Here is a 24,760-nt window from a genome sequence, read left to right on the forward strand (position 1 = left end):
AAAAACATCTGCTTAATCAAGAAAAAAATAATTATATTTCCTTACTTCCATGATGTACAATACAAAAAAGTAATGCACATATAATAATGACAGCTTGCATATCTCTTAGCAATACGAAATATCTATGGAGGGTTGTGTATGGAAACATTATTGGAAAATATGATTACATATGAAGTTGGCATAAAATTAATTATTGCAGCCACATTAAGTTTAGTGATCGGTATCGAAAGGGAATTAAAGAAGAAGCCAGTTGGATTAAAAACCAGTTTAGTTATTGCTACTTTCAGCTGCCTATTAACCATCATCTCCATTGAAACAGCATACTCAACTCCTTCCAGAGAAGATATTAATATTACGATGGATCCTCTCCGTTTAGCTGCACAAATTGTCAGCGGGATTGGGTTTCTTGGAGCAGGTGTCATTTTAAGACGTGGCAATGATAGCATTACGGGATTAACAACTGCAGCCATGATATGGGGAGCCGCTGGTATCGGTATTGCAGTTGGTGCAGGATTTTATATGGATGCAACGCTAGCTGTCGTAATTATTGTATTCGGCATTGAAATACTATCGCCTTTCCTGATGAAAATTGGACCTAAGCGAATTCGAATGCGAGAAATTTTATTAAAAGTCCAAATTGATGATGACAACCATACGGAATCATTTCTATTATTTTTAAAGGACAACAACATTATCGTCGAAAATATCCGCATTAAAGATGTACCTTTAAAAAATGATAATGTTTTACATGAATTGGACTTGCGGCTATCCTTAATTGTCTCTGATAACCTATTATCATTTTATCGTTCATTACGAGCACTATCTTATATAGAAAAAATCGAAATGGAAATTTTAAACTAGTTGGAGGATTTTTTATGGCAGAACTATTAAAATTACTAAAGGATGGCAACAAACCCTCCCTATTGGCAGCATGTGTCAACACCTTTTTAGGAATCATCAAAGGAGTCGCCTTTTTCTTAACTGGTAATGTTGCCATGTTTGCAGAAATGATGCACTCTCTCGGTGATGCAGCAAACCAATTATTTGTGTATATAGGCTCAGCACTTTCAAAAAAGGCACCTACAAAACAATTTCCCGGTGGTTTCGGTCGAATTGTCAATTTAGTCTGCTTATTTGCTGTCATTATTGTAGCTATCCTTTCTTATGAAACGATAAAAGAAGGTTGGCATCATTTTATTCATCCTACAGGAGAGTCTAGTGGAATACTAATTGCACTCGGGGTATTATTCATAGGGATTGTTTTAGAGGGTACAGTGCTTGCCAAAGCAGCTGCTGAAGTGCTGCATGAAGCGGGTCAAGAAAAAGCAGGTCTCTCCACAATTCCAAAAGCGTTTTCTTATTTAAATCGTGCAAAGCCTGCAACCAAATTAGTCTTTATGGAAGATTTAGTTGCTACTAGCGGAAACTTTTTAGCCTTTGCTGCCATTTTAATTGCCTACTTTACTGGTTGGGGCCGAATAGAAGGTCTTGTTTCGATGATTATTGGCGCGATGATGTTTTATGTTGTCGGTAAAGTATTTCTAGATAACGCTCGTGGCGTCATTGGGGAGACTGACGAGGAAATGTTAAATCACATCGCCCATATTGTAATGGATGATCCCAATATTAAAGATATCTTCCGCCTTGAAGTAATTAAAGAAGGAGAATTTTTGCATGTCGAATTAGTAGCTGAAGCGGATCCTCATTTATCGCTGGCTTTTTTAGATGACGTACGTGACCATTTAACAGAGGTCATCTTAAGCCAAAAAGGGGTATCGAAAGTAGCGATTTTATTTGATGAAGATGATGGAAAAACAAATTGGGTACATGTTAACGAAAAACCAAAAGACACCATATAATCATTTAAAGAAAACAAATAGCCAATTGCCATATTTCAGGCAGTTGGCTATTTGTTATACTGGTATTAAACAATCTCGTTTGACATAATTTTCAACTTCATTTTGATAATCAGGTATATCCTCGTACCCAACAAAGACATGGTTGGTAATCATAAAAGTAAGCAGTCTGTCACAGGCTATCGCCTTTCTCTTCCCCCTTTGTAGAATGATGATTTTCGAAAATTGTAATGAAGCTTGACGGTTAGCTAAAGCATATTCATTAGCATTTTGAATTTCTCTGCCATCCATATGATAACCTAATACAAAATGTCCAGCAAAAGAATCCTTTAAAACATTTGGATGCATGGATTGATAGTGCACCTCTGCAATCGAATCTTCTCTGTTCATGAATTGATGGGCCACCAGATAATGTTTTAAAGCACCTTTTAAATCAATTGCGATAAATGTATCCGCTAAAATTGTTCGATAATACACAGTGACAATTTCAGCTTCTCCTAAATAAGGCTTTACTTCTACAACAATTTCTCCAGAAGGACGAACAAATAATTGTACAATTGCTTTATTTACACCATCCGAAAAATGAATAATCGTTTGTCCAAAACGTAAGCTTTTGAAAAATATACTTTGATCATCAATGTATCCTGTGATAATTTTATTATTTTCAATTTGTAGAGATTTCGCTTCAATTCCCAATACTTCTACACAATTTTGCATTTTATAAACATGCTGTTGAAATGGTATCTCCACACAATTTAATGTAACAATGCGCTTCTCTAACAATCGTTTCAACATTTGATCCCTCTCCCCTTTGTTTTAAATTGTCATTATTTTAATAAAGATGGCTGAACAATTTCTGAACATCTTTACATCATTCGAGCAATTACGACAAAAATACTTTTCTTCTTATTCAAAAGTAATATTGTTTTCAACAATTAACCAACAATTCAATTTTCACATGACTTTTCTCACCTAAAAACAATGAAAATTATATTTCTACCATCTTATTCATCTATCTATTTCACTATATCGCAGGACTTAAGAAACTTCTACGACAAAATTCAACATAAATCGTTAATTTTTCTTAACATTTCGATTCATGAAACCTAAAAAAAACAATGCGTGCAAGACCATAAATCATAGCCTCACACTCATTGTTTTAAAGAGAATTTTGTAAAATGGTTCTTACATCTTCCTCTTGCAGTTTATTAAAGTTTCCAAAAGGACCGTTCTGCATAGCATGCTCTACAATCTGTTGGAATTTCGAATCATCAATATCATAATCAGCCAAGCGATTAGGCGCCCCTAATGACGTCCAAAATGCTGATAGACGATCGATTCCTTCGTAAGCAACTTCTTCTACTGTCTTGCCTGTTGCGTCGACCCCAAATACACGTGTTGCTATACCCGCAAAACGCTCAGGATTCACAGGCACATTTAAACGCATCCAATGTGGCTGGAGGATAGCTAATCCCCCTGCATGTGGAATATCGTATACAGCGGATACAGCATGCTCAATATTATGAGATGCCCAATCACCACGAGAGCCGATTGATAAGAATCCATTTAAACCAATTGTCCCCGCCAATAAAATCGTTTCACGTAATGTCGTATTCTCTAAATCCTCAAGTAATTTGGGCGCTGTCGTAATAACCGTTCGTAATACTCCTTCACACATTTCATCTGTAATCGGGGTATTCGTTGTGTTATGGAAATATTGTTCGAAAACATGTGACATCATATCAACGATTCCATAAACGGTGTGGTTTTTAGGTACCGTCACAGTATAGACTGGATTCAGTATTGAAAATTTCGGGAATGTCGCTGGGCTACCCCAGCTTAGTTTTTCTTCGGTAGCTGCATTGGTAATAACAGATCCTGAGTTCATTTCAGAACCAGTAGCTGCAAGCGTTAATACCGTTCCTAACGGTATGGCTTGCTCTACAATTACCTTACGTTTTACGATATCCCAAGCATCACCATTATATTTTGCACCGGCAGCAATTAATTTGGAACAATCAATAACAGAGCCGCCACCAATAGCTAGCACTAAATCAATGCCTTCAGTTTTACAAATTTCAATACCACGTCTCGCTGTTTCCACACGTGGATTTGGTTCAACACCACTTAATTCAACTATTGTTTTATTTGCCTGTTGTAATTTCTCTATAACAGCATTGTAAACACCATTCGCTTTGATGCTTCCGCCACCATAGACAACTAGTACCTTCTCGCCATATTGCGCTAATTCGTTCGGTAATTTTTCCAGTGCATCTTCACCAAAATGGAGCTTCACTGGGTTAAAAAATGTAAATGAATCCATTTAATTCGCCCCTTTCTAGTTGGATTTTCTCATATTTATATTGGAGAAAGCAAAGATTAAACGCCGACTTTGCAATCATAATACTAGTGATTGTTCAGATTTTGTTGAGTCACCCTCTATATAAATGGAATATTGCGTATACTTATTACGTCATTACTACTTAGATTAGTACAACAGCGCCTTGAGCACCTTATTCAAACAAATAAACAAGAAAAAACGAGTCACCCCATTATTATAGGAATGACTCGTTTCATTTCATTTATCTTCTACTTAAACCCATCCACGGAAGCGTGAAGCTTCAGCAGTACGGCGAACACCTACCATGTAAGCCGCTAAGCGCATGTTGATGTTACGTGTTGTTGCTGTTGTATAAACATTGTCAAATGCTTCAACCATTTTTTTGTATAGACGCTCTTCAACTTCTTCTTCTGTCCAATAATAACCTTGGTTATTTTGTACCCATTCAAAGTAAGAAACTGTCACACCACCAGCAGAGGCTAATACGTCTGGTACAAGTAAAATGCCACGTTCTGTTAAGATTTTAGTTGCTTCAGATGTTGTTGGACCGTTTGCTGCTTCTACTACGATAGTGGCTTTAATATTGTGTGCATTGTCAGCAGTAATTTGGTTTTCAATAGCAGCTGGCACTAAAATATCACAATCAAGCTCTAATAATTCTTTGTTTGAAATCGTGTTTTCAAATAAAGTTGTTACTGTTCCGAAGCTATCACGACGATCTAACAAATAGTCGATATCTAAACCTTCAGGATCATGCAGTGCACCATAAGCATCTGAAATACCGATTACTTTTGCACCTAAATCATGCATGAATTTCGCAAGGAAGCTACCTGCGTTACCAAATCCTTGAATTACAACGCGAGCACCTTTAATGTCAATGCCACGTTTTTTTGCTGCTTCTTCGATTACGATTGTAACACCTTGTGCAGTCGCACGATCACGACCTTGAGAACCACCAAGTACTAGTGGCTTACCAGTGATGAAGCCTGGAGAGTTGAATTCATCCATGCGGCTATATTCATCCATCATCCATGCCATAATTTGTGCATTTGTAAATACGTCTGGCGCAGGAATATCTTTTGTTGGTCCTACGATTTGACTTACTGCACGTACATAACCACGGCTTAAACGTTCGATTTCGCCCATAGACATTTGACGAGGATCACAAATGACACCGCCTTTACCACCACCGTATGGTAGATCGACAATACCACATTTCAATGTCATCCACATTGAAAGCGCTTTAACTTCCTCCTCAGACACTTGTGGGTGGAAACGAACCCCACCTTTAGTTGGTCCTACAGCATCATTATGCTGTGCACGGTAACCAGTAAATACTTTTGTTGTACCATCATCCATTTTCACTGGAATGCGTACTTGTAGCATGCGAAGTGGTTCTTTTAGTAATTCATACATTGCTTCATCATAGCCAAGTTTATTTAGAGCATCTTGAATGACATCTTGTGTTGATGTGAAAAGATTTAAGTTTTCAGACATATTAAATCGCCTCTTTGTTTTTTTTAATGATAGTATATCGGCATCATTGTAACATACTTCCGAATTAAAATGTGAACATTTTGTTAAAGTTTAAATACTTTTTCAATTTGTTCAATTGACCAATCTAAATCCTCTTGAGAAATAACAAGTGGTGGTGCAAAACGAATAACTGTATCATGTGTTTCTTTACATAATAGACCTAATTCTTTTAGTTTTTCACAGTATGGACGCGCTGCCTCTGTTAATTCCATACCGATAAATAAGCCACGACCACGTACTTCTTTAATAACCGGGTTGTTAATTTCTCTTAATTTACCTTTGAAATATTCACCAAGGTCATGTGAACGTTCTGCTAATTTTTCATCTAATAACACTTTAATTGATGCAATTGAAACTGCACAAGCTAAAGGATTTCCACCGAAAGTTGAACCATGAGAACCTGGGTTGAATACGCCTAGGATATTACGGTTTGCAGCCACACAAGAAATAGGGAATACACCGCCACCTAGTGCTTTACCTAAGATGTACATATCTGGTTCTACTTCTTCCCAATCACAAGCAAACATTTTACCAGTACGTGCTAGACCTGCTTGAATTTCGTCAGCAATGAATAATACGTTGTTTTCACGGCAAAGTTCACGAGCAGCTTTTAAGAAGCCTTCTGTTGGAATAACAATACCAGCTTCGCCTTGAATTGGTTCGATTAAGAATGCTGCAGTGTTTGGTGTAATAGCTGCCTTTAATGCTTCAAGATTACCATAGTCTACTAATTTAACGTTTGGTAACATTGGACCGAAGCCACGACGATATTCTTCGTCAGAAGATAAAGATACAGCAAGCATTGTACGACCGTGGAAGTTACCATTACATGCAATAACTTCAGCCTTGCCATCTTCTACGCCTTTTACATCATATGCCCAACGACGAGCTGCTTTAAAGGCAGTCTCTACTGCTTCAGCACCAGTATTCATTGGTAATACCATTTCTTTATTTGTTAATTTTCCTACTAGCTCATACCATTCACCAAGATTTTCGCTGTAAAATGCACGTGAAGTTAACGTTACTTTATCAGCTTGTTCTTTTAAAGCAGCAATAATTTTTGGGTGACGGTGTCCTTGGTTTACAGCTGAATAAGCTGATAGCATATCTAAATATTTGTTGCCCTCTGGATCTTTAACCCAAGCACCCTCAGCCTCTGAAATTACGATTGGCAGTGGATGATAGTTTGCTGCACCATAATTTTGTGTTTGTTCAATAACTTGTTGAGTTTTTGTCATATCCTATTCTCTCCTTACTAAATCATGATGAAAAATCTATGGAAGATAGGGACTATGTATCTCTATGAGTAGAATAATTAAGAATTCAGCAACAATTCAACCATAAATTTGCTCACTTCTCCAAAATAAACTACCTCGTCATGAGTGTCTACGGTTTGAGCCAGGGATAGTATTACCTGGAGAAGTTTTGCAAATCCTGTCATAATGCTTTAATTTCTACTTATTAGAGTAGCCCTAACGTCAATATAAAATTAAAGCATTTCTGAAGTTGTTTTTGCTTGCATATGCAGCTGAAGGTAGTCTGGTCCACCTGCTTTTGAGTCTGTACCTGACATGTTGAAGCCACCAAATGGTTGGTAGCCAACGATGGCACCTGTACAGCCACGGTTGAAGTAAAGGTTTCCTACATGGAATTCTTCACGTGCTTTTTCTAAGTTCACACGGTTTTTCGTGATGACTGCACCTGTTAAACCGTATTCTGTATCGTTCGCAATTTCAATAGCGTGATCGAAATCTTTTGCTTTTGCGATCGCTACCACTGGCCCGAAGATTTCTTCTTTCATAATACGTGCAGAAGGTTCTACGTCTGCGAACACAGTTGGCTGTACAAAGTAACCAACTGAATCATCTGCTGTACCACCAGCCACTAGACGACCTTCGCCTTTACCGATTTCGATGTATTCCGTAATTTTGTTGAATGCCGCTTGGTCAATAACTGTTGCCATGAAGTTGCTGAAATCTGTTGGATCTCCAACTGTTAAAGCATTTGTTAATTCTTCTACACGATTAACAACTTGCTCATATACATCTTCTACGATGACTGCACGAGAACAGGCTGAACATTTTTGACCTGAGAAGCCAAATGCTGATTTGACGATTGATTGTGCAGCTAATTCTAAGTCTGCTTCTTTATCAACTACGATTGTATCTTTACCGCCCATTTCAGCGATGACACGTTTAATCCAAATTTGACCATCATTTAATACAGAAGCACGTTGGTTGATACGTAAACCAACATCACGTGAACCTGTGAAGCTGATGAAGCGTGTTTTTGGATGATCGACTAAGTAGTCGCCTACTTCAGCACCAGAACCTGGTACGAAGTTCACGGCACCTGCTGGAAGACCTGCTTCTTCTAATACTTCGATAAATTTATACGCCACTACTGGTGTTGTAGAAGCTGGTTTTAATAAGACTGTGTTCCCTGTTACTAAAGCGGCCACTGTTGTACCAGCCATGATAGCAAATGGGAAGTTCCAAGGAGAAATAACGATACCGATTCCTAATGGAATATAGTCATAACGGTTGTATTCGCCTGGACGGCTTTCTACTGGTTGACCGCCTTTAATGCGTAGCATTTGGCGACCATAGTATTCCAAGAAGTCGATTGCTTCCGCTGTATCTGCATCTGCCTCTGCCCAAGGTTTCCCTGCTTCTTTTGTTAGTAATGCAGAGAATTCATGTTTACGACGACGAATAATAGCTGCTGCTTTGAACAAAACGTCAGCACGAATCGCAGGGTCAACTTTTTTCCATGTTTTGAATGTTTCATCCGCTGCTTGCATCGCTTTTTCAGCTAACTCTTTGCTTGCTTTTGACACACGGCCGATCACTTCTGTTTTCTTTGCAGGATTGTACGAAACGATTTTATCTTCTGTTGTAATGCGCTCGCCACCAATGATAAGTGGGTAGTCTTGACCTAAGTAACCTTCAACTTTATTTAAAGCCTCCACATAAGCATTGTAGTTTGCCTCTTGTGAAAAATCTGTGAATGGTTCGTGTTTGTATGGAATCATACTTAATCCTCCCTTGTGAGATGTATTTGGGTATGCAAAAAACATTGACGCAAAATATCTTTGCGTATAAAATATTCTTACACTTATTATAATGCAAAATTTCGTTGCATATTTCAAGTAAAAAATTTTTGAGGTGCACATTTTTATGAAAAATTCTGAACCTTTACTACCTTTTTATGAGTTTATTGCAACAAATGTATCCGTTGGTATCCATGCAGTAGACCTATCTGGTAAAACAATTATTTACAATACAAAAATGAAAGAAATTGAAGGATTTCATTTTGATGAACTTGCGGACCGTTCCATTATTGAAATGTTTTCGTTCCGTCAACACGAAAGTACATTAATGCGTGTTTTACAAACAGGAAAAAAGGAAATCAATGTTAAACAATCCTATTGGAATAAAAATGGTCATGAAATTACAACAATCAATGATACTTTTCCACTTTTTGTGGAAGGTAAACTCATCGGGGCAATAGAATTTGCTCGAGATATTACCTCACTTGAAAAGCTTGTTTATCAACCCCTTCGTCGTTATGATGAACCATTAACATTTGATATGATTAAAGCTGATTCAGAATCAATGAAGCAGGTTATCGAGAATGCTAAAAAAGCAGCAGCCGTAAAATTACCTGTATTATTAATTGGTGAATCTGGCACAGGGAAAGATTTAGTGGCTGAAGGAATCCACCATGCAGCCTCTCCAGATCCTGAAGCTTTTGTGACGCTTGTCAGCCGCCGTTCTGCTCAATCCGTGCTGGATAAATTACAGCAACTGTTAGAAGAAGATACGGACTATACCTTTTTCTTTGAACGCATAGATTTTTTGAGCTTAGACATTCAGGAACAACTTTTAGCTATACTACAATCCCTTCCACAGTCCAAATATATGCTGATTGGAAGTGTGGGCAGTGACCCCATTACATTGATCGCTGAAAAAAAGCTGTCTAAGTCACTTTATTATTTCTTTGCAACAATGGCTATTACCATTCCTAATTTAACGGATCGAAAAGAAGATATTCTTCCATTTGTCGATGATTATTTTACTCGACATCGAGAACGCTTTGCCTCCCAAGTCACTGAACTTGCACCAGATGTACAGGAATTATTTTTACAATATGATTGGCCAGGAAATCTTAAGGAACTTGAGCTGCTATTGGATGAAATCGTTTCATTTATGACAACAGAGTCAACGGTTACTTCAGATTTATTGCCACTCCATTTCCGCTTCAAGGTACAACAGCAAGACACAAACAACCGTGAGCCAGAATTTTTTATGTTTCATCAAAATCATGAAGTCATGCCACTGGATGCTTATTTGCGTGAAGCCGAATCATATTATGTGCAAAATGTCTTAAATTTATATGAGGGCAATATTACAAAAGCAGCGAATGCACTTGGCATGAGTCGCCAAAACCTGCAATATCGAATCCGAAAAATAAAAAAACAATAGCAAAAAAACGAGGATCCCTTCCGTCGAAAGTATCCTCGTTTTTTTAGTGTCCTGATTGTTCGATCCAGTCTTGCAACTTATCTTTTAAGGAATTAAAACCATTTGCATCCGATTCATCTACACGGTCCTGCAATGTTTTACGCGGCGGTGCATCTTTTTTTCGTACTGATGTGGGGCGTTCCTGTAGCGCTCTCATCGATAAACTAATTTTTTCGGCCTCTTCATCGATTTCAAGAATTTTTACTTCTACTTCCTGCCCAACAGCTAAAAACTCACTAACGTCTTTAACAAAGCCGTACGTTATTTCCGAAATATGCACAAGGCCTTGCGTATTGTCATCTAGTGCTACGAATGCACCGTATGGTTGAATACCTGTAACTTTTCCGGTCAACACGTCTCCTAATTCATATTTTTTTACCATAACCTTTGCCCACTTTCTTTTTGTTTGCTACGTATATATCGCTTAAATTATAACATACGTGTAAAAACGGGGCAAAAAATCTCCTTACTCGGAAATGGCCGTAATGATGCAACGTTCTCCGCCTTTTTCTGTAGACATTGTACTTAGCTGGAAGGTTAAATGCTGACCAATCTTCTGCATTGATTCTGGTTTAACGCCCACTTTAATTGTTGTTTGGGATGGATTTATTGCATAGCGATACTTTACATCAAGAGTTTGAATGGCACTATGTAACAGCCTGTCCTCTTCAAATAGAAGAACATTATCTTCTGCAGATGAGTAGTTATTTTGTTGTTGAGCGTGTAGCTTGTCCTCTTTTTCCTGCTGTCATTGTTCCTTGCGGTAGTAATCACGAGTAGCATTTAAGGTGATTTTATAGAGCCACGTTGTAAGACGATCCTGCTTAAATTGATGTAAAAAGCGGTACAATTTGACAAATACCTCCTGTGAAACATCAGCTAAATCATTCCTATGTACATCACATTGAAAGGCAAATTTTTCAACAGTTCGTTGATGGATACGAATAAGCTCGGTATAGGCCTCCTTATCTCCTTGTTGGGCCCTTGCTATTAAGTCCGACTCCGTCAAAGCGATTCCCCCTTTTGTTAGTGAAACGAAATATTATACCCAATTGTTACAAAAATAATATATCTTTTACTCAAAAAGAAGACCCTTCCTAATATGTTATTATTCTATTTCTAAATAGCTGCTGATATAGGAATATCCGTCGTCAATTTTCTGATATCTGCTTGTGTTATGAGAATATTGAGGTAAAATAAAACTTTAGTATAAGGAGGATTTATTTTCGTGTCATCGAGAGATCAGTTTACAACTAAAATTGGTTTTATTTTAGCTGCTGCTGGAAGTGCTATAGGGTTAGGAGCCATTTGGAAATTCCCCTATATGGCAGGTACTAATGGCGGTAGTGTCTTTATTTTATTATTCATTTTATGTACATTTTTTATCGGCTTACCAGTGCTTATTGCTGAGTTTATGATTGGTCGTCGAGGGCAAAAAGACGCTGTCACTTCCTTTAAGGAACAAGCGCCAGGAAAGCCGTGGTATTTGATTGGCTGGGGTGGCATGGTGATTGCGGGCCTTATCTTATCGTTTTATAGTGTTGTTGGTGGATGGATTTTAAGCTATTTGGGTCGTGCCATTACATTTAAGCTAACAAATGCTAGTTCTGAGATGAATTACGCAGATTTATTTACCAATATTATTTCAAGCCCCTCCGAAGCCATTCTAGTACAGGGACTATTCATGCTATTAACAGTAGTGATTGTATCGGCAGGTATTAAGGGTGGAATCGAAAAAGCCAGCACATGGATGATGCCCTTGCTCTTTATTTTCTTCATTGTCTTAGTTATACGCTCATTAACTTTAGATGGCGCAATGGAAGGCGTTAAATTTATGTTTGTGCCTGATTGGTCTTACTTTAACGCTGAAACATTTTTAATGGCTTTAGGACAAGCCTTCTTCTCTTTAAGTGTAGGTATTGCCGTTATGATTACATATGCTTCCTATTTGTCTAAAACAGAGAAGATTGGTAATTCAGCAATCAATGTAGCTTCCATGAATATTATTATTTCTTTACTTGCGGGTCTTGTTATTTTCCCCGCAGTATTCGCTCTAGGCTATACGCCTGACCAAGGGCCTGGCCTTGTTTTCATTATTTTGCCAGCTGTTTTCGAGCAGTTGCCACTTGGTGGTCTATTCTTAACCATTTTTTTCATCCTGTTGCTATTTGCTACCGTCACTTCCTCCATTTCTATGTTAGAAATTGTTGTAGCCATTGCGATTGGAGACCATCCAGAAAAACGTAGAAAGATTGCTTGGATTGGTGGAATCATCATTTTTATTTTCGGTATCCCAAGTGCGCTGTCGTTTGGTATATTATCAGATGTAAAAATATTAGATCGCTCTATTTTTGACTTTGTTGATTTTCTGACGAACAGCATCGGCATGCCGATAGGAGCCTTCCTTATTTCTATATTTGCAGGTTATTATTATACGAAGGATATTTCACGTAAGGAATTAGCCGCATCTAGCTTAATGTTTAATATCTGGTATATTTTAGTTCGTTTCGTTTCTCCAATTGCCATTTTCATTATTTTCATTCAGGGGATTTTACCTTTATTTAAATAAGAACTAGCCTCAAACGTGCACATTAAAAAAGAGGTTGTCGAATGACAGCCCCCTTTTTTTATAAGAAATATGCAAAATATTTTAAATAATACATTTTGCTTCAAATTTAATAGCAATTAGTTTGTAAGAAATGGCTACACAATCTTCAAATGGTATCCATTGTTCAAACGAATGCTCATATGTTTCTTGAATAATTTTTGCAAGTGTCGATGGATCATCTATCCCTTGCAATGCTGCTACTACATCTGCCGTTTCTGTATCATAATGGTCTGGACCTAAGTGGAATGGATCCCACTCCTCTAGCAGATGTACAGCTGCTTGATTCATTTTTATATTTTCCAAAATACTCACCTGTTATCCTTTGATCATACCCGTATGATACCATATTAAATAAAAAAGAAAAGAGTGATTTGCTTGTCTATTTTTGATCAAACTTTCAAACGTCGATGTACAAACTCTGTAAAATGGGACGCAATGGAAAAGGTATATGGCCTAGATGATGCGTCAGATATCTTGCCAATGTGGGTAGCCGATATGGATTTTGCAGCACCAATAGCCGTTTCAAAGGCATTACAGAAACACGCTGAACAAACTATTTTTGGCTATAGTTTTATGGGTGAAGAAGCGATTCAGTCAATCGTAGACTGGCAAAATACTCGCCATGCCTGGCATATTGATAAAGAATCTATCCTATTTTGTAATGGTGTTGTAGCGGCATTAGCCAATAGCATTGTAGCCCTAACAAACCCTGGTGACAAAGTACTCATTTCGCCACCAGTCTACCCACCATTCTATAACATCCCCAAAAGTAATGGGCGTGAAGTTGTAAGCTGCCCATTAGTTGAAAAAGATGGTGTGATTGGCTATGATTTCGAAGCCTTTGAACAGGCATTAGCGCAAGATGTGAAAGCCTACATATTATGTAACCCTCACAATCCAGGAGGCTATGTATGGGATGAAGCTACTTTAAAGGAGATTGTACGACTTTGTGCTAAATACGATGTCATCATTATTTCTGATGAAATACATGCTGATTTAATGTTAAACGGGGATAAGCATATTCCTCTAGCAAAGGTTGCAGGTGATGAGATCAATCGTATTATTACTTGCATGGCTCCTACCAAAACATTTAATTTAGCAGGAATTCAAGTTTCTTATATGATCGTAACAGATAGGAAAAAACGTCTACAGCTAGAGGCAATAAATATGGCAAGTGGGCAAGGCTCGTTAAATACATTTGCCTCTGTTGCACTTCATGCCGCTTATACAGAAGGAGCTCCTTGGTTAGACGAGTTACTTCCATATATTTCTACAAATATGGAATATGTAAAAGCCGAGTTAGAGCAGCTTCCAGGCATTCGTGTCACAATACCACAATCCACTTATTTAATCTGGATTGATTACCGCGAGCTAGAGCTTGAAGAAAAGGACATCATGAATCGCTTATTAAAAATCGGAAAGCTTGCATTAGAGCCAGGGACAAAATATGGGGAAGAAGGTCATGGCTTCCTACGTATGAATGTCGCTTGTTCATTTGAAACCGTTCAAGATGGTGTAAAACGCTTTAAAAAAGTGTTTGAATAGAAAATGACAGTAAAAAGGATATCTCAACTTTTGGAGATATCCTTTTATATGTTTAAAATAATGATTTTGTGGAAAAGTTTCTTATCAATCGGATGTAAAAAGAGGTGTTTTCATGGACTTAGCGCCATTAATGATTAAACGTGCATATATGACATTCTTATTTCCCTTTGCCTATTCCACGAAAAACCGTCAAAAAATTGGAGAGGTACTACTAAAGGAAGGTTTTACTTTTTTCACCCTAAATAATACAGCTCTTGAAAATGCCTTTTATGGTGATACGACAATCATCCATGAGGAGCTTGCCCAGTTTTTCTATCCCTTTTTAGAGGATAAATTATTCCCATACGATATGAATAGCCCTGACTTTATTCGGTTTTCAAAAGCATTCTATACCCAAGGCTCCTTACATCATCTAGACAGTCGTATTCATTATGAAATCACGAGTATTGATGTAACACTATGTCCTTTTGGAAACGGTATTATAACCGTGAGAACAAATATAACAGATACCCCACATGATATAAGTGACATTTTAAATTTTATTCACTATTTTAGAGTACTGGAGGCTAAGCTTCGAGAAGAAAAAGGGGCGAGTCATCATTTTTCCTTTGGCCATTGTTCTTCAACCAGTGAACTATTATTTAACTATTTTATCCCCTATTTACAGCCTTTTTTACAGCATCAACAAGACAATAGCTACGAAGGATTACCGTTTTTCGAGGATGAGCGGATGTATGCTTCTGCCTATTTAATTGCTGAGAAAGAAGCAGACATATTACCTGAGCATTTATTTCGATTAGGACAAGTAGATGGTAGAACACCTGCAGGCAAGCCCTTTATTTCCAGCACAAACGCTCAATATATTGCGCAATATGTGCAAGACCATGCACATACACGTTGGGCACCCAATAGCTATATTATTACTTCGGCACAGGCACAAATGACCCTTACGAATTTGCCCTTTGAAAAGTGTACACATAGCATTCAAGAGTTTATGGGAACACACTATTATAATCTTTTCATTCATTATTTTTACAAAATGATGCTCTTAAAGTTGTCCTATGAATATAGTGAAATCAAATGGGGCAAGGATAAGCTCGTTGTGAATGAATTAATTGAATTAATTACAAAATTTTCGGCACGCTATTATTTTGAAGAAGTGATTGTTCGAACGGAAGGAAGAGAAATTTCCCAAATGCTACGAAAGCTGTTCCGTATTAATGAGCATTATGTAGAAACCAAAGCGACATTGGACAGTTTGTATCGCACACAAGAGGATCAATCAGATAATAGAAGTAATAATTTACTGTTTATTTTAACTGTATTTACTGTGGTATCTGGTATTTACGGTATGAACTTAGTTATTGAGGGGTGGAAGGATAGCAGTGATTTCGAGAGTATTTGGAGTTATACACTATTCGAATGGGTAGCGTTTATTACCGCATTAAGTGGGATTGGTTTATCGCTTGTACTCGTTTGTTTCACTGGCTTCAAGACGGTGCAAAATATGATTCGTCGTTATAAAAAATGATCTATAAAAAAGAATCTGCTTACCCTTAACATCTAATGTGGGAAGCAGATTCTTTTTTAGCTAAATGTTTTGTTGATTATTTGTATTTTTCTTATCTGCTAGAATACGTGCTTCGATTTCTTTTGATTTCATTTCCTGTTTCTTAGAAATTTTTCTAAAAAGCATAAACACGATAATACATAGAATAAGCATGATTAAAAACTCAAAAGCCGCTGGAATATAACCTGATTTGTCTTCAGGGAAATATAAAAATTGGTACATAAAGTTTTGCATACTCTACACGTCCTTATAAGTATTATTCAAAAACCGTAATTGACTCAATTTTCACATCTTCTAATGGTTTATCGCGGAAATCTTTTTCAACATCCGCAATTTTGTCCACAATGTCCATACCTTCCACAACATGACCGAATACTGTGTGTTTATGGTCTAACCAAGGTGTACCACCATTTTGTGCATAAGCTTCAATGATCTCCTCTGGGAAACCAGCTCCTTGTAATTGGCGAAGCATATCACTTGGCAGATGCTTCATTTGTACGATGAAGAATTGAGAGCCATTTGTGTTTGGACCTGCATTTGCCATTGATAACGCACCGCGCAGGTTAAACAAGTTATCTGAGAATTCATCTTCAAAAGAATTACCCCAAATCGATTCTCCACCCATACCAGTACCAGTTGGGTCTCCACCTTGAACCATGAAGTCTTGAATAACACGGTGGAAAATAATGCCATTATAGTAACCTGATTTAGCATGGCCTAAAAAGTTCTCAACCGTTTTGGGTGCATGCTCAGGGAACAACTTAATTTTGATAGCACCTAGTGTTGTGTTCATTTCTACAAGCACTTCGCCTGCTTGTACGTCTGTTGTTAATTGTGGAAACATGGAAGTCTCTCCTTTAATGATAAATTTCAGTTTCAATGAAAAAAATGACTAATGCATCCTTTCCGACCTCATTTTAGTCTAACATACTTCTTATTGGTTTTCTTCATCAAAGTATTGACGATTTTTGCAATTTTAACTTTCATAATCAAAACCAAGGAAATAGGTCTGAGCGAGTATTTGGAATCAATCCAAAATATGTTATTCTGATGAAGGATTTATCGAAAGAGTGGAGGCACACATGAAAAAGGCTTTTGGTTTTTTTATTATATTACTATCCCTACCTGCTTTATGGTGGATTAGTACAAACATTAGGACAGAAATCAATACCGCTCAAGCACATGAGGAACAAATATCGAGTGCTATTCATTTACCTGAGGTACAAACCCAACTTCCTGTCACTCTAATTGATCGAAATGGGCAAACATTTAGCGAGGAATATGTCGAATGGCGACAGCCGTTAACCTTACAAGAAATTCCACAAATTGCCCAGGAAATATTCATTACAAGTGAAGATGCTGATTTTTATGAGCATATCGGTTTTGATTTAAGTGCAATCATTCGTGCAGTTGTAGCCAATTCGAATAGCAACACAGCCTCTCAAGGTGGTAGTACGATTACACAGCAGCTCGTTCGAATGCGTTATTTATCTGATGAAAAAACATATGAGCGGAAATTAACAGAGCTTTTTTATGCGCATGAATTAGAAAAAGAATTTGATAAAGAAACTATTTTAACAATGTATCTTAATGAATCCTATTTTAGCAACCAAGTTTATGGCATCGGCGGAGCAGCGACCTATTATTTTCAAAAGCCACTTCAAGAATTAAGCATTGCTGAAATTGCTTTTATTGCGGCGATCCCAAATAACCCCTCTCTTTATAATCCTTTGAAAAATTTCGATCAAACTAAAGCGAGACAGGAGCGTTTGTTAGATACGCTAGCAGTTAATGGCGCTATTACAAAGGAAAATGCAGCTACCTACAAAGCTGAGCCGATTACATTAAATGTGAAAGATAAAATTCAAAGTTATCCAATGTATAGCACTTACGTTCTTCAAGAGCTAAAGTGGTTAGTTGCTGAAAAAGAGGGTTATGCGGATCGACTGAGCAATACAGAGAATGAGGAAGAAAAGAAAAAAATTAAAGCACAATTAGATAATCGACTAGATACACTATTTCAAAATGGACTCATCATTCAAACTGCACTTGATCCAAATAAACAGCAACATGATGAGGTTAAAATGTCAGCTATTCTCGGTACAGGTTCGTTGCAAGCAGCTGGTGCAGTTATTGAAAACCAATCAAGAGAAATTGTCAGCTTGTATGCAGGAAAAAACTATGAAAAATTTGATTATCATCGTGCATTCCAAGGAACACGTCAGCCTGGATCAGCCTTTAAACCTTTAGCAGTCTATGCCCCTTTCTTTGAAACGTCAGCACATACACCTGATTCTATTGTCAATGGAGGTAGATACTGTGTTGGCTCGTTCTGTCCGCAAAACTATGGGGGCTATACGTATGGTGATGTGTCCCTCCGTACAGCTTTTCGACACAGCTACAACACATCTGCACTGCGTCTCTTTGAAACTATTGGCGTTGAAACGGCCTTTCAATACCTTAATCGCTTTCACTTCCGTTCGATTGTAGCGAAAGATCATAATTATGCCGCTTCATTGGGTGGGCTAACTTACGGTGTGACAGCCTTAGAGCTAGCAGATGCCTATACAAGCTTTATCGATGGCTCCTATGTTTTAGCACATGGTATTCGTAAAGTGACAGCTTTAGATGGAACTGAGCTTTATAGTTGGGATACACAGCGTAATCAAATCTGGTCTCCGAAAACGGTGAAATATATGCGTGAGCTTCTTGCTGATGTTGTGGCAAATGGGACAGGACAAGGGGTTTACAGTAACAGCGACTATATAGGAGCAAAAACAGGCACAACTAATGACTATCGGGACTACTGGCTTGCCGGACTTAATGATGGTTATACTGCGGCTGTATGGCTAGGCTATGATAAGCCTCAATCCATGCAAAAATTAGAGGCATACAAAATTCATCATCAATTATTTAATGTTTTATTAGAGTAGTGAAACAGCCAAGAGGTAGCAGTCTTACATGACTGCTACCTCTTCATAGTGTTGAAAAACAAAACCATCCATAGAATTTTTGTGATATAAAATATAGGTATTCACTACTCATTTTATGGAGAGGTATTGTCACTATTCACTTCTCTACAATGAAAATAAGAGCCTATCCTTTCTTTAATTATACAAATAATCTACGACTAGTATAAAAAATAAGGAAAAGGCACTTTTGCCACAGGGTTGATTGGAGTGGAGCTAGCGTCACTCCAAGGGGATTTAGCGTCTCAGCTGAGACCCTGGAGCGAACGCAGTGAGTGAAGCGGCTCATCGGACGCCCCCTGGAAAGAACGCTGGCGGAACGGAAATCAACCCCTAACTTTACCAAAGGTTCTTTTTCTGCTATTGCGATCATCTTTTTTCAACAACAGCCAAGAGGTAGCAGTCTTACATGACTGCTACCTCTTTTCACTAGTATGTAATGTAACTAATTGGCAAACGGCAAACTTGCCAAAATGCCATTATATAGCTTCAACACAACATAAATAATGAGTGTTAAAAGAATGGTCCACATAAAAAGCTCAAAGATTAATAGACCAATTGTGCCGCCCATCGACATAAAATGACTCATTTTATAAATCAGATAAATAAAATAGGTAAACACTGTTATGATAAAGATACCAATCAAAACATAAATAAATTGGATGGCAAATGCGGAACACATGGCGCCGATAAACAAGATAATATAGCCACCTCGAGCCTGACTAACAGTAGCTCCATCATTATCTTTTGAGAAAAACAGCATTCCTAGCTCATGAATCGTTTCCCCTACTAGTTTGAGTGCAGAGAATAACATAAAAAAAACAATAGCAAAAACAATGAGCAAAAATACGCGTAACTCAAAATCAGACAAAAATTCTCGCATACCTGAATAAACACCGATTGCTTGAAAAATCTGTAAGGATTCGCCAACAGCATACATGCCAAATGTCAAACTAAACAATAAAATTGTAATTAATGGTAGATAACCATAGATATAAGGATTCCTCATAAAAAATTTTTTCCTCTATTTTTATTGATAACTTCCTATTTATAATATAACGAAAATTCTTCCACTACCGCAAGCTAAATCCCATTCGTCCATATGCATTCGCAATTAAAGTACGTTATAATTGGTATACTTACCTGCATAAAGGAGGGTTTTTTTGTTACAAGTACTTTATATTTTCATTCCAATGCTTGCTGCAATATTAGTGCCTTTTTTATATAAACGCATGAAAAATATTCACACAGGCTGGTTTGTTCTTGCTGTACCTGCTACACTCGCAGTTATCTATGCAACATATATTGCACAAGTAGCTGAAGGAGAAGTATTTATTGCAGAGCTACCTTGGATTCCATCACTTGATATTTCCATCGTTTCGTATTTGGATGGACTTAGCTTATTATTCTCACTACTCATTACCGGAATTGGTTCATTGGTTGTACTTTACTCTATCTTTTACTTAGATAAGCATAAAGAAAAATTACATAATTTTTATGTTTACTTATTGCTATTTATGTCAGCCATGCTGGGAGTAGTACAGTCAGATCATTTAATAACACTTTATTTCTTTTGGGAACTAACATCTATTTCGTCATTTTTACTCATTGGCTATTGGTATAACCGTGATGCCTCACGCTTCGGTGCACTGAAGTCCATGATGATAACAGTCGGTGGCGGCTTAATGATGCTAGGTGGTTTCGTTCTTCTTTATTTAATGGGAGGAACCTATTCCATCCGTGAACTGATTGTGATGGCACCTAATTTAGTAGACCAACCTTTATTCACTTGGTCGCTCGTTTTATTACTTTTAGGCGCATTTACAAAGTCCGCACAATTCCCATTCTATATTTGGCTACCAGATGCAATGGAAGCACCGACACCAGTAAGTGCCTATCTTCACTCCGCAACAATGGTCAAAGCAGGTATCTATTTAGTGGCACGCTTTACACCTATTTTTGCTGCCTCAGAGCTTTGGGTATGGCTTGTAACAGGAGTAGGTCTCTTAACGTTATTCTGGGGTTCCTTCTTTGCAGTGAAGCAAACAGACTTAAAAGGCATTCTTGCATTTTCTACAGTCAGTCAACTGGGACTGATTATGTCACTGCTTGGGGCGAGCGCCGTTGCCTTTCATGCTAACGACACAGTCGATACGATTAAATTTGCGGCATATGCAGCTATTTTCCACCTTATCAACCATGCAACATTTAAAGGCAGTCTATTCATGATTGCAGGGATTGTGGATCATGAAACAGGAACTCGTGATATTCGAAAACTTGGTGGATTAATGAGTATCATGCCGATTAGCTTTACTGTGGCAGCAATTGGTAGCTTATCAATGGCCGGTCTTCCACCGTTTAATGGCTTCTTAAGTAAAGAAATGTTTTTAACAGCTATGCTTGCCCTTCAAAAGTTTGAATTTTTCGGCTTTGAAACATGGGGAGCACTCTTCCCTATTATTGCTTGGATCGCTAGTATTTTCACATTTATCTATAGCTTTTATTTTGTTTTCCGAACATTTAATGGCAATTACAAGCCAGAACAATTACCTCATAAACCACATGAGGCACCAATAGGGATGCTTATTTCGCCGATACTTTTAGCAGCATTAGTCGTAATTATTTTCTTCATCCCAAATTTGATAGGCAATACCTTTGTCAAGCCTGCTGTTCAAGCCATTCAGCCATTTTTATATGATACGCCACAAGCTGTTGATATACATGTATCAGCTTGGCATGGCATTAACCCTGAGCTACTGATGACAATCGGAATAATTATCATTGGGGTATTATTATTTGTTGCCTTACCAAAATGGCAAGGAATATACCAACGATTCCCACAAGCATTCACATTAAACAATGCCTATGACAAAATTATGCAGGGGTTGGGTGTTGGCTTAAATCGTTTATCACGACGCTATATGACTGGCTCGATGCGTCACTATTTACTCTATATGTTTAGTGGAATCGCTATTATCGTCATTGGCTCTCTTTTTGTGAAGGATGCTTTTAGTCTTTCATTCCAAGGGGCCTCACCAATTAGACCATATGAAATTATATTGATTGTGGTTTTATTAATTGGTACAGCCATTACTATCTTGGCCAAGTCACGTTTAACAGCCATTATTGGACTGGGTGCTGTTGGCTACACTGTTGCATTATTCTTTGTTATTTTTAACGCGCCGGATTTAGCGTTAACACAGCTCGTTATTGAAACGATTTCAGTAGCACTATTTTTATTAGCATTTTATCATCTCCCAAAGCTTGGCAAGCGCGAGGAAAGAATGAGATTCCAATTAAATCGTGCCGTTGTTTCAATTGCAGTTGGTGTTATGGTAACACTTGTGGCACTATCTGCGCATTCACAAAAACTGATTCCTTCTATTGCTAAGTACTACGAGGAAACCGTGTACTCATTAGCTGGTGGAGGAAATATTGTAAACGTAATTTTAGTAGATTATCGTGGTTTCGATACATTATTTGAAATTACAGTACTAGGCATTGCGGGCATGGCCATTTTAGCCATGATTAAGTTGCGTATGAATAGAAAGGAGAAAACACATGAAAACAAATGATGTGATAATACAATTTACAGCTAAAATTGTATTTTTCATTATTTTCTTCTTCTCCATTCATATATTTTTAGCTGGTCACTATACGCCTGGGGGAGGCTTTGTTGGAGGACTGTTAACATCAAGTGCACTTGTTCTCTTAGTGCTAGCTTTTGATATCAATACAGTGCGCCATATCTTACCTATCAATTATACGTATGTAACAGCTATTGGCTTACTACTAGCCCTTGCTACTGCGGCATTCCCAATGTTTGTGGGCAAACCGTTTTTTACGCATTACTTTGATTATTTCGATTTACCGCTTCTGGGCAAACAGTCATTACACACGGCCATGCTTTTTGATAGCGGTGTCTATTTGGTTGTTGTTGGCGTTACGATGACCATTATTCAAACGATTGGGGAGGATGAATAATGGAAATAATTATGGCCTTTGTCATCGGCTTTCTCTTTATGGCAGCTGTCTATTTAATTTTATCGAAAAGCTTATTACGCATTATTATTGGAACAGGTCTTTTAAGTCATGGTGCCCACCTGCTCATCTTAACAATGGGGGGCCTTGGTGGCGAAGCACCACCCGTTTTAAACGAAGGAGCCAAAACTTTTGCGGACCCTTTACCCCAGGCACTTATTTTAACAGCTATTGTTATTAGCTTTGGGGTTACAGCATTCTTCCTTGTACTTGCTTATCGTTCCTATCAGGAGCTTAACACAGATGATATTAGCTTAATGAGAGGAAGTGATGAGGATGAATAACTTCCTATTATTGCCCATTATCATCCCGTTTTTCTTCGGTATGATTTTAATGTTTGGGCAAAAAAATCTAACCTATCAACGGTCATTTTCATTACTTGGTATTGGGCTCGCCTTCATCTCTGCTATTTCACTTCTTTTAAAAGTGAAACAGGATGGTATTCAAAAAGTAACATTCGGAAATTGGCCTGTTCCTTACGGTATTACAATGGTATCTGATATGGTATCTGTATTACTCGTTACAACGACATTGCTTATTGCATTTTTTGTTGTTTGGTATGGTTTCGGTTCCATTACGAAGGAACGTGAACGCTTCTTTTATTACCCTGGTATTATGTTTATTTTAACGGGGGTCAATGGGGCCTTTACGACTGGCGATATTTTCAACTTGTTTGTTTTCTTTGAGGTATTGTTAATGGCTTCCTACTTACTCATCGTTCTAGGTGGTGAGAAGGGACAACTGAAAGGGTCTATTAAATATATTTTAATTAATGTTATTTCTTCGGCCTTATTCGTTATTACCGTTGCCTTTTTATATTCCGTAGTCGGTACATTAAACATGGCGGATATTGCTGTCAAAATTGCTGAAATTAATCAGCCGGGAATTATTACAGTTATTGCCGTCCTGTTTTTAATGGTGTTTGGACTAAAAGCAGCCATTTTCCCATTATACTTTTGGCTTCCTACTTCTTATGCGACAGCGCCAATTCCTGTCCTAACTCTATTTGGTGCTTTGCTTACAAAGGTGGGTGTCTATGCCATTACACGTACCTATACGCTATTTTTTGTACATGATTTATCCTATACGCACGATTTATTAATGGTACTAGCCATCGCTACTATCGTAGCTGGATGTATTGGGGCACTCGCTTATTTTGATGTCAAACTCATTATTATCTACAATATTGTTATTGCAGTAGGTGTCATTTTATTTGGTGTTTCTCAAATGAATGAGGTTTCCTTAAAGGGTGCTATGTTTTATTTAATTCACGATATGCTTATAAAGGCAGCACTCTTTATGTTAATCGGCATTGTCATCTACATTACTGGTACATCTGATTTGCGTAAGATGGGTGGTCTCATGAAGAAATATCCTGCCCTAGGCTGGTGTTATTTGATTGCAGCTTTTGGTTTAGCCGGCATTCCACCACTTAGTGGATTTGTTGGAAAGCTGCTTATTGTACAGGGAGGCTTTGAGGCTGGTAGTATGTGGAGTAGTATTTTTATCTTAGCATCTTCACTGCTTGTCCTATTATCCGTGATTCGTATTTTCCTTTATGCTTTTTGGGGTGAGGAGAAAGAAACACACGGGTCTGTCGATAAATCTGTCTATAAGATGCTGTTTATGCCTACTGCCCTTTTAGTACTCATTACTGTAGCATATGGTGTTGGTTCAGAATGGATTACGCCATTCATGGACGATGCAGCAAAATTATTAACGGATCCATCTATCTATATAGATGCTGTCATGAAGGGGGATTAACACA

General features: G+C 37.7%; 22 protein-coding genes. 11 read left to right on the plus strand and 11 right to left on the minus strand.

Annotated features, from left to right (window positions below; all coding sequences use genetic code 11):
* Positions 1-138 precede the first annotated feature (138 nt).
* Together NST76_RS17000 and NST76_RS17005 are read left to right on the plus strand one after the other, a co-directional pair.
* On the plus strand, positions 139-861 hold the full coding sequence (locus NST76_RS17000) for an MgtC/SapB family protein (RefSeq protein ID WP_340811944.1): 723 nt from the start codon (positions 139-141) through the stop codon (positions 859-861).
* Positions 862-875: 14 nt separating this feature from the next.
* Positions 876-1,859: a cation diffusion facilitator family transporter gene (locus NST76_RS17005; RefSeq protein ID WP_036119886.1), complete on the plus strand. Its 984-nt coding sequence runs from the start codon at positions 876-878 to the stop codon at positions 1,857-1,859.
* A gap of 54 nt (positions 1,860-1,913) precedes the next feature.
* Here the strand turns inward: NST76_RS17005 and NST76_RS17010 are convergent, their stop codons facing one another.
* From NST76_RS17010 to pruA, 5 genes are all read right to left on the minus strand, one after another.
* Positions 1,914-2,651 carry a hypothetical protein gene (locus NST76_RS17010; protein ID WP_342503510.1) on the minus strand — a complete coding sequence of 246 codons (738 nt, stop codon included), beginning with the start codon at positions 2,649-2,651 and terminating at the stop codon, positions 1,914-1,916.
* Between the two features lie 364 nt (positions 2,652-3,015).
* Positions 3,016-4,179 (minus strand): iron-containing alcohol dehydrogenase, encoded by a 1,164-nt coding sequence (locus tag NST76_RS17015; protein WP_342544188.1) that lies wholly within the window; start codon positions 4,177-4,179, stop codon positions 3,016-3,018.
* A gap of 270 nt (positions 4,180-4,449) precedes the next feature.
* Positions 4,450-5,694 carry a Glu/Leu/Phe/Val dehydrogenase gene (locus NST76_RS17020; protein ID WP_036119879.1) on the minus strand — a complete coding sequence of 415 codons (1,245 nt, stop codon included), beginning with the start codon at positions 5,692-5,694 and terminating at the stop codon, positions 4,450-4,452.
* An 83-nt stretch (positions 5,695-5,777) separates the two neighbouring features.
* A complete protein-coding gene (locus tag NST76_RS17025) occupies positions 5,778-6,971 on the minus strand; it encodes an ornithine--oxo-acid transaminase (protein WP_036119876.1) in 1,194 nt (397 codons plus the stop codon).
* 251 nt (positions 6,972-7,222) lie between these two features.
* A complete protein-coding gene (gene pruA / locus NST76_RS17030; RefSeq protein WP_036119871.1) occupies positions 7,223-8,767 on the minus strand; it encodes an L-glutamate gamma-semialdehyde dehydrogenase in 1,545 nt (514 codons plus the stop codon).
* Positions 8,768-8,912: 145 nt separating this feature from the next.
* Here pruA and NST76_RS17035 point away from each other — a divergent pair, with 145 nt between their 5' ends.
* Complete coding sequence (locus NST76_RS17035) at positions 8,913-10,220, plus strand: sigma 54-interacting transcriptional regulator (RefSeq protein WP_058844857.1); 1,308 nt, start codon at positions 8,913-8,915, stop codon at positions 10,218-10,220.
* Between the two features lie 43 nt (positions 10,221-10,263).
* Here the strand turns inward: NST76_RS17035 and yugI are convergent, their stop codons facing one another.
* Entirely contained in the window at positions 10,264-10,641 is a 378-nt protein-coding gene (gene yugI / locus NST76_RS17040) for a S1 domain-containing post-transcriptional regulator GSP13 (protein WP_036119858.1), read from the minus strand.
* 366 nt (positions 10,642-11,007) lie between these two features.
* Positions 11,008-11,268 carry a sigma factor gene (locus NST76_RS17045; RefSeq protein ID WP_244504873.1) on the minus strand — a complete coding sequence of 87 codons (261 nt, stop codon included), beginning with the start codon at positions 11,266-11,268 and terminating at the stop codon, positions 11,008-11,010.
* 219 nt (positions 11,269-11,487) lie between these two features.
* Here NST76_RS17045 and NST76_RS17050 point away from each other — a divergent pair, with 219 nt between their 5' ends.
* Complete coding sequence (locus tag NST76_RS17050; RefSeq protein ID WP_036119854.1) at positions 11,488-12,828, plus strand: sodium-dependent transporter; 1,341 nt, start codon at positions 11,488-11,490, stop codon at positions 12,826-12,828.
* Positions 12,829-12,909: 81 nt separating this feature from the next.
* Here the strand turns inward: NST76_RS17050 and NST76_RS17055 are convergent, their stop codons facing one another.
* Positions 12,910-13,170 carry a DUF1871 family protein gene (locus NST76_RS17055; protein WP_080717041.1) on the minus strand — a complete coding sequence of 87 codons (261 nt, stop codon included), beginning with the start codon at positions 13,168-13,170 and terminating at the stop codon, positions 12,910-12,912.
* A gap of 72 nt (positions 13,171-13,242) precedes the next feature.
* Here NST76_RS17055 and NST76_RS17060 point away from each other — a divergent pair, with 72 nt between their 5' ends.
* Positions 13,243-14,412 carry a MalY/PatB family protein gene (locus NST76_RS17060; protein ID WP_036119849.1) on the plus strand — a complete coding sequence of 390 codons (1,170 nt, stop codon included), beginning with the start codon at positions 13,243-13,245 and terminating at the stop codon, positions 14,410-14,412.
* Positions 14,413-14,524: 112 nt separating this feature from the next.
* Entirely contained in the window at positions 14,525-15,943 is a 1,419-nt protein-coding gene (locus NST76_RS17065; RefSeq protein WP_271910771.1) for a hypothetical protein, read from the plus strand.
* Between the two features lie 60 nt (positions 15,944-16,003).
* Here the strand turns inward: NST76_RS17065 and NST76_RS17070 are convergent, their stop codons facing one another.
* Both NST76_RS17070 and NST76_RS17075 read right to left on the minus strand, forming a co-directional pair.
* Positions 16,004-16,216, minus strand: a complete 213-nt coding sequence (locus NST76_RS17070) for a hypothetical protein (RefSeq protein ID WP_036118109.1) — start codon at positions 16,214-16,216, stop codon at positions 16,004-16,006.
* A 22-nt stretch (positions 16,217-16,238) separates the two neighbouring features.
* Positions 16,239-16,826: a peptidylprolyl isomerase gene (locus NST76_RS17075; protein WP_036118107.1), complete on the minus strand. Its 588-nt coding sequence runs from the start codon at positions 16,824-16,826 to the stop codon at positions 16,239-16,241.
* A gap of 238 nt (positions 16,827-17,064) precedes the next feature.
* On the opposite strand from NST76_RS17075, the gene NST76_RS17080 reads away from it, so the two are divergent.
* Positions 17,065-18,915 (plus strand): transglycosylase domain-containing protein, encoded by a 1,851-nt coding sequence (locus NST76_RS17080; protein WP_036118104.1) that lies wholly within the window; start codon positions 17,065-17,067, stop codon positions 18,913-18,915.
* A gap of 481 nt (positions 18,916-19,396) precedes the next feature.
* On the opposite strand, the gene NST76_RS17085 is transcribed toward NST76_RS17080, so the two are convergent.
* On the minus strand, positions 19,397-19,960 hold the full coding sequence (locus NST76_RS17085) for a DUF5366 family protein (RefSeq protein WP_089934034.1): 564 nt from the start codon (positions 19,958-19,960) through the stop codon (positions 19,397-19,399).
* Positions 19,961-20,114: 154 nt separating this feature from the next.
* On the opposite strand from NST76_RS17085, the gene NST76_RS17090 reads away from it, so the two are divergent.
* The 4 genes from NST76_RS17090 to NST76_RS17105 are packed head-to-tail and all read left to right on the plus strand — an operon-like array spanning position 20,115 to position 24,756.
* Positions 20,115-22,526 carry a Na+/H+ antiporter subunit A gene (locus NST76_RS17090; protein ID WP_342544190.1) on the plus strand — a complete coding sequence of 804 codons (2,412 nt, stop codon included), beginning with the start codon at positions 20,115-20,117 and terminating at the stop codon, positions 22,524-22,526.
* A complete protein-coding gene (locus tag NST76_RS17095) occupies positions 22,513-22,935 on the plus strand; it encodes a Na(+)/H(+) antiporter subunit B (RefSeq protein ID WP_036119837.1) in 423 nt (140 codons plus the stop codon). The genes NST76_RS17090 and NST76_RS17095 overlap by 14 nt, the downstream gene beginning before the upstream one ends.
* On the plus strand, positions 22,935-23,276 hold the full coding sequence (locus NST76_RS17100) for a Na(+)/H(+) antiporter subunit C (protein ID WP_004228379.1): 342 nt from the start codon (positions 22,935-22,937) through the stop codon (positions 23,274-23,276). The genes NST76_RS17095 and NST76_RS17100 overlap by 1 nt, the downstream gene beginning before the upstream one ends.
* Complete coding sequence (locus NST76_RS17105; RefSeq protein WP_342544192.1) at positions 23,269-24,756, plus strand: Na+/H+ antiporter subunit D; 1,488 nt, start codon at positions 23,269-23,271, stop codon at positions 24,754-24,756. The genes NST76_RS17100 and NST76_RS17105 overlap by 8 nt, the downstream gene beginning before the upstream one ends.
* Positions 24,757-24,760: the final 4 nt, after the last annotated feature.

Source organism: Lysinibacillus sp. FSL W7-1291 (assembly GCF_038593415.1).
GTDB lineage: Bacteria > Bacillota > Bacilli > Bacillales_A > Planococcaceae > Lysinibacillus > Lysinibacillus fusiformis_D.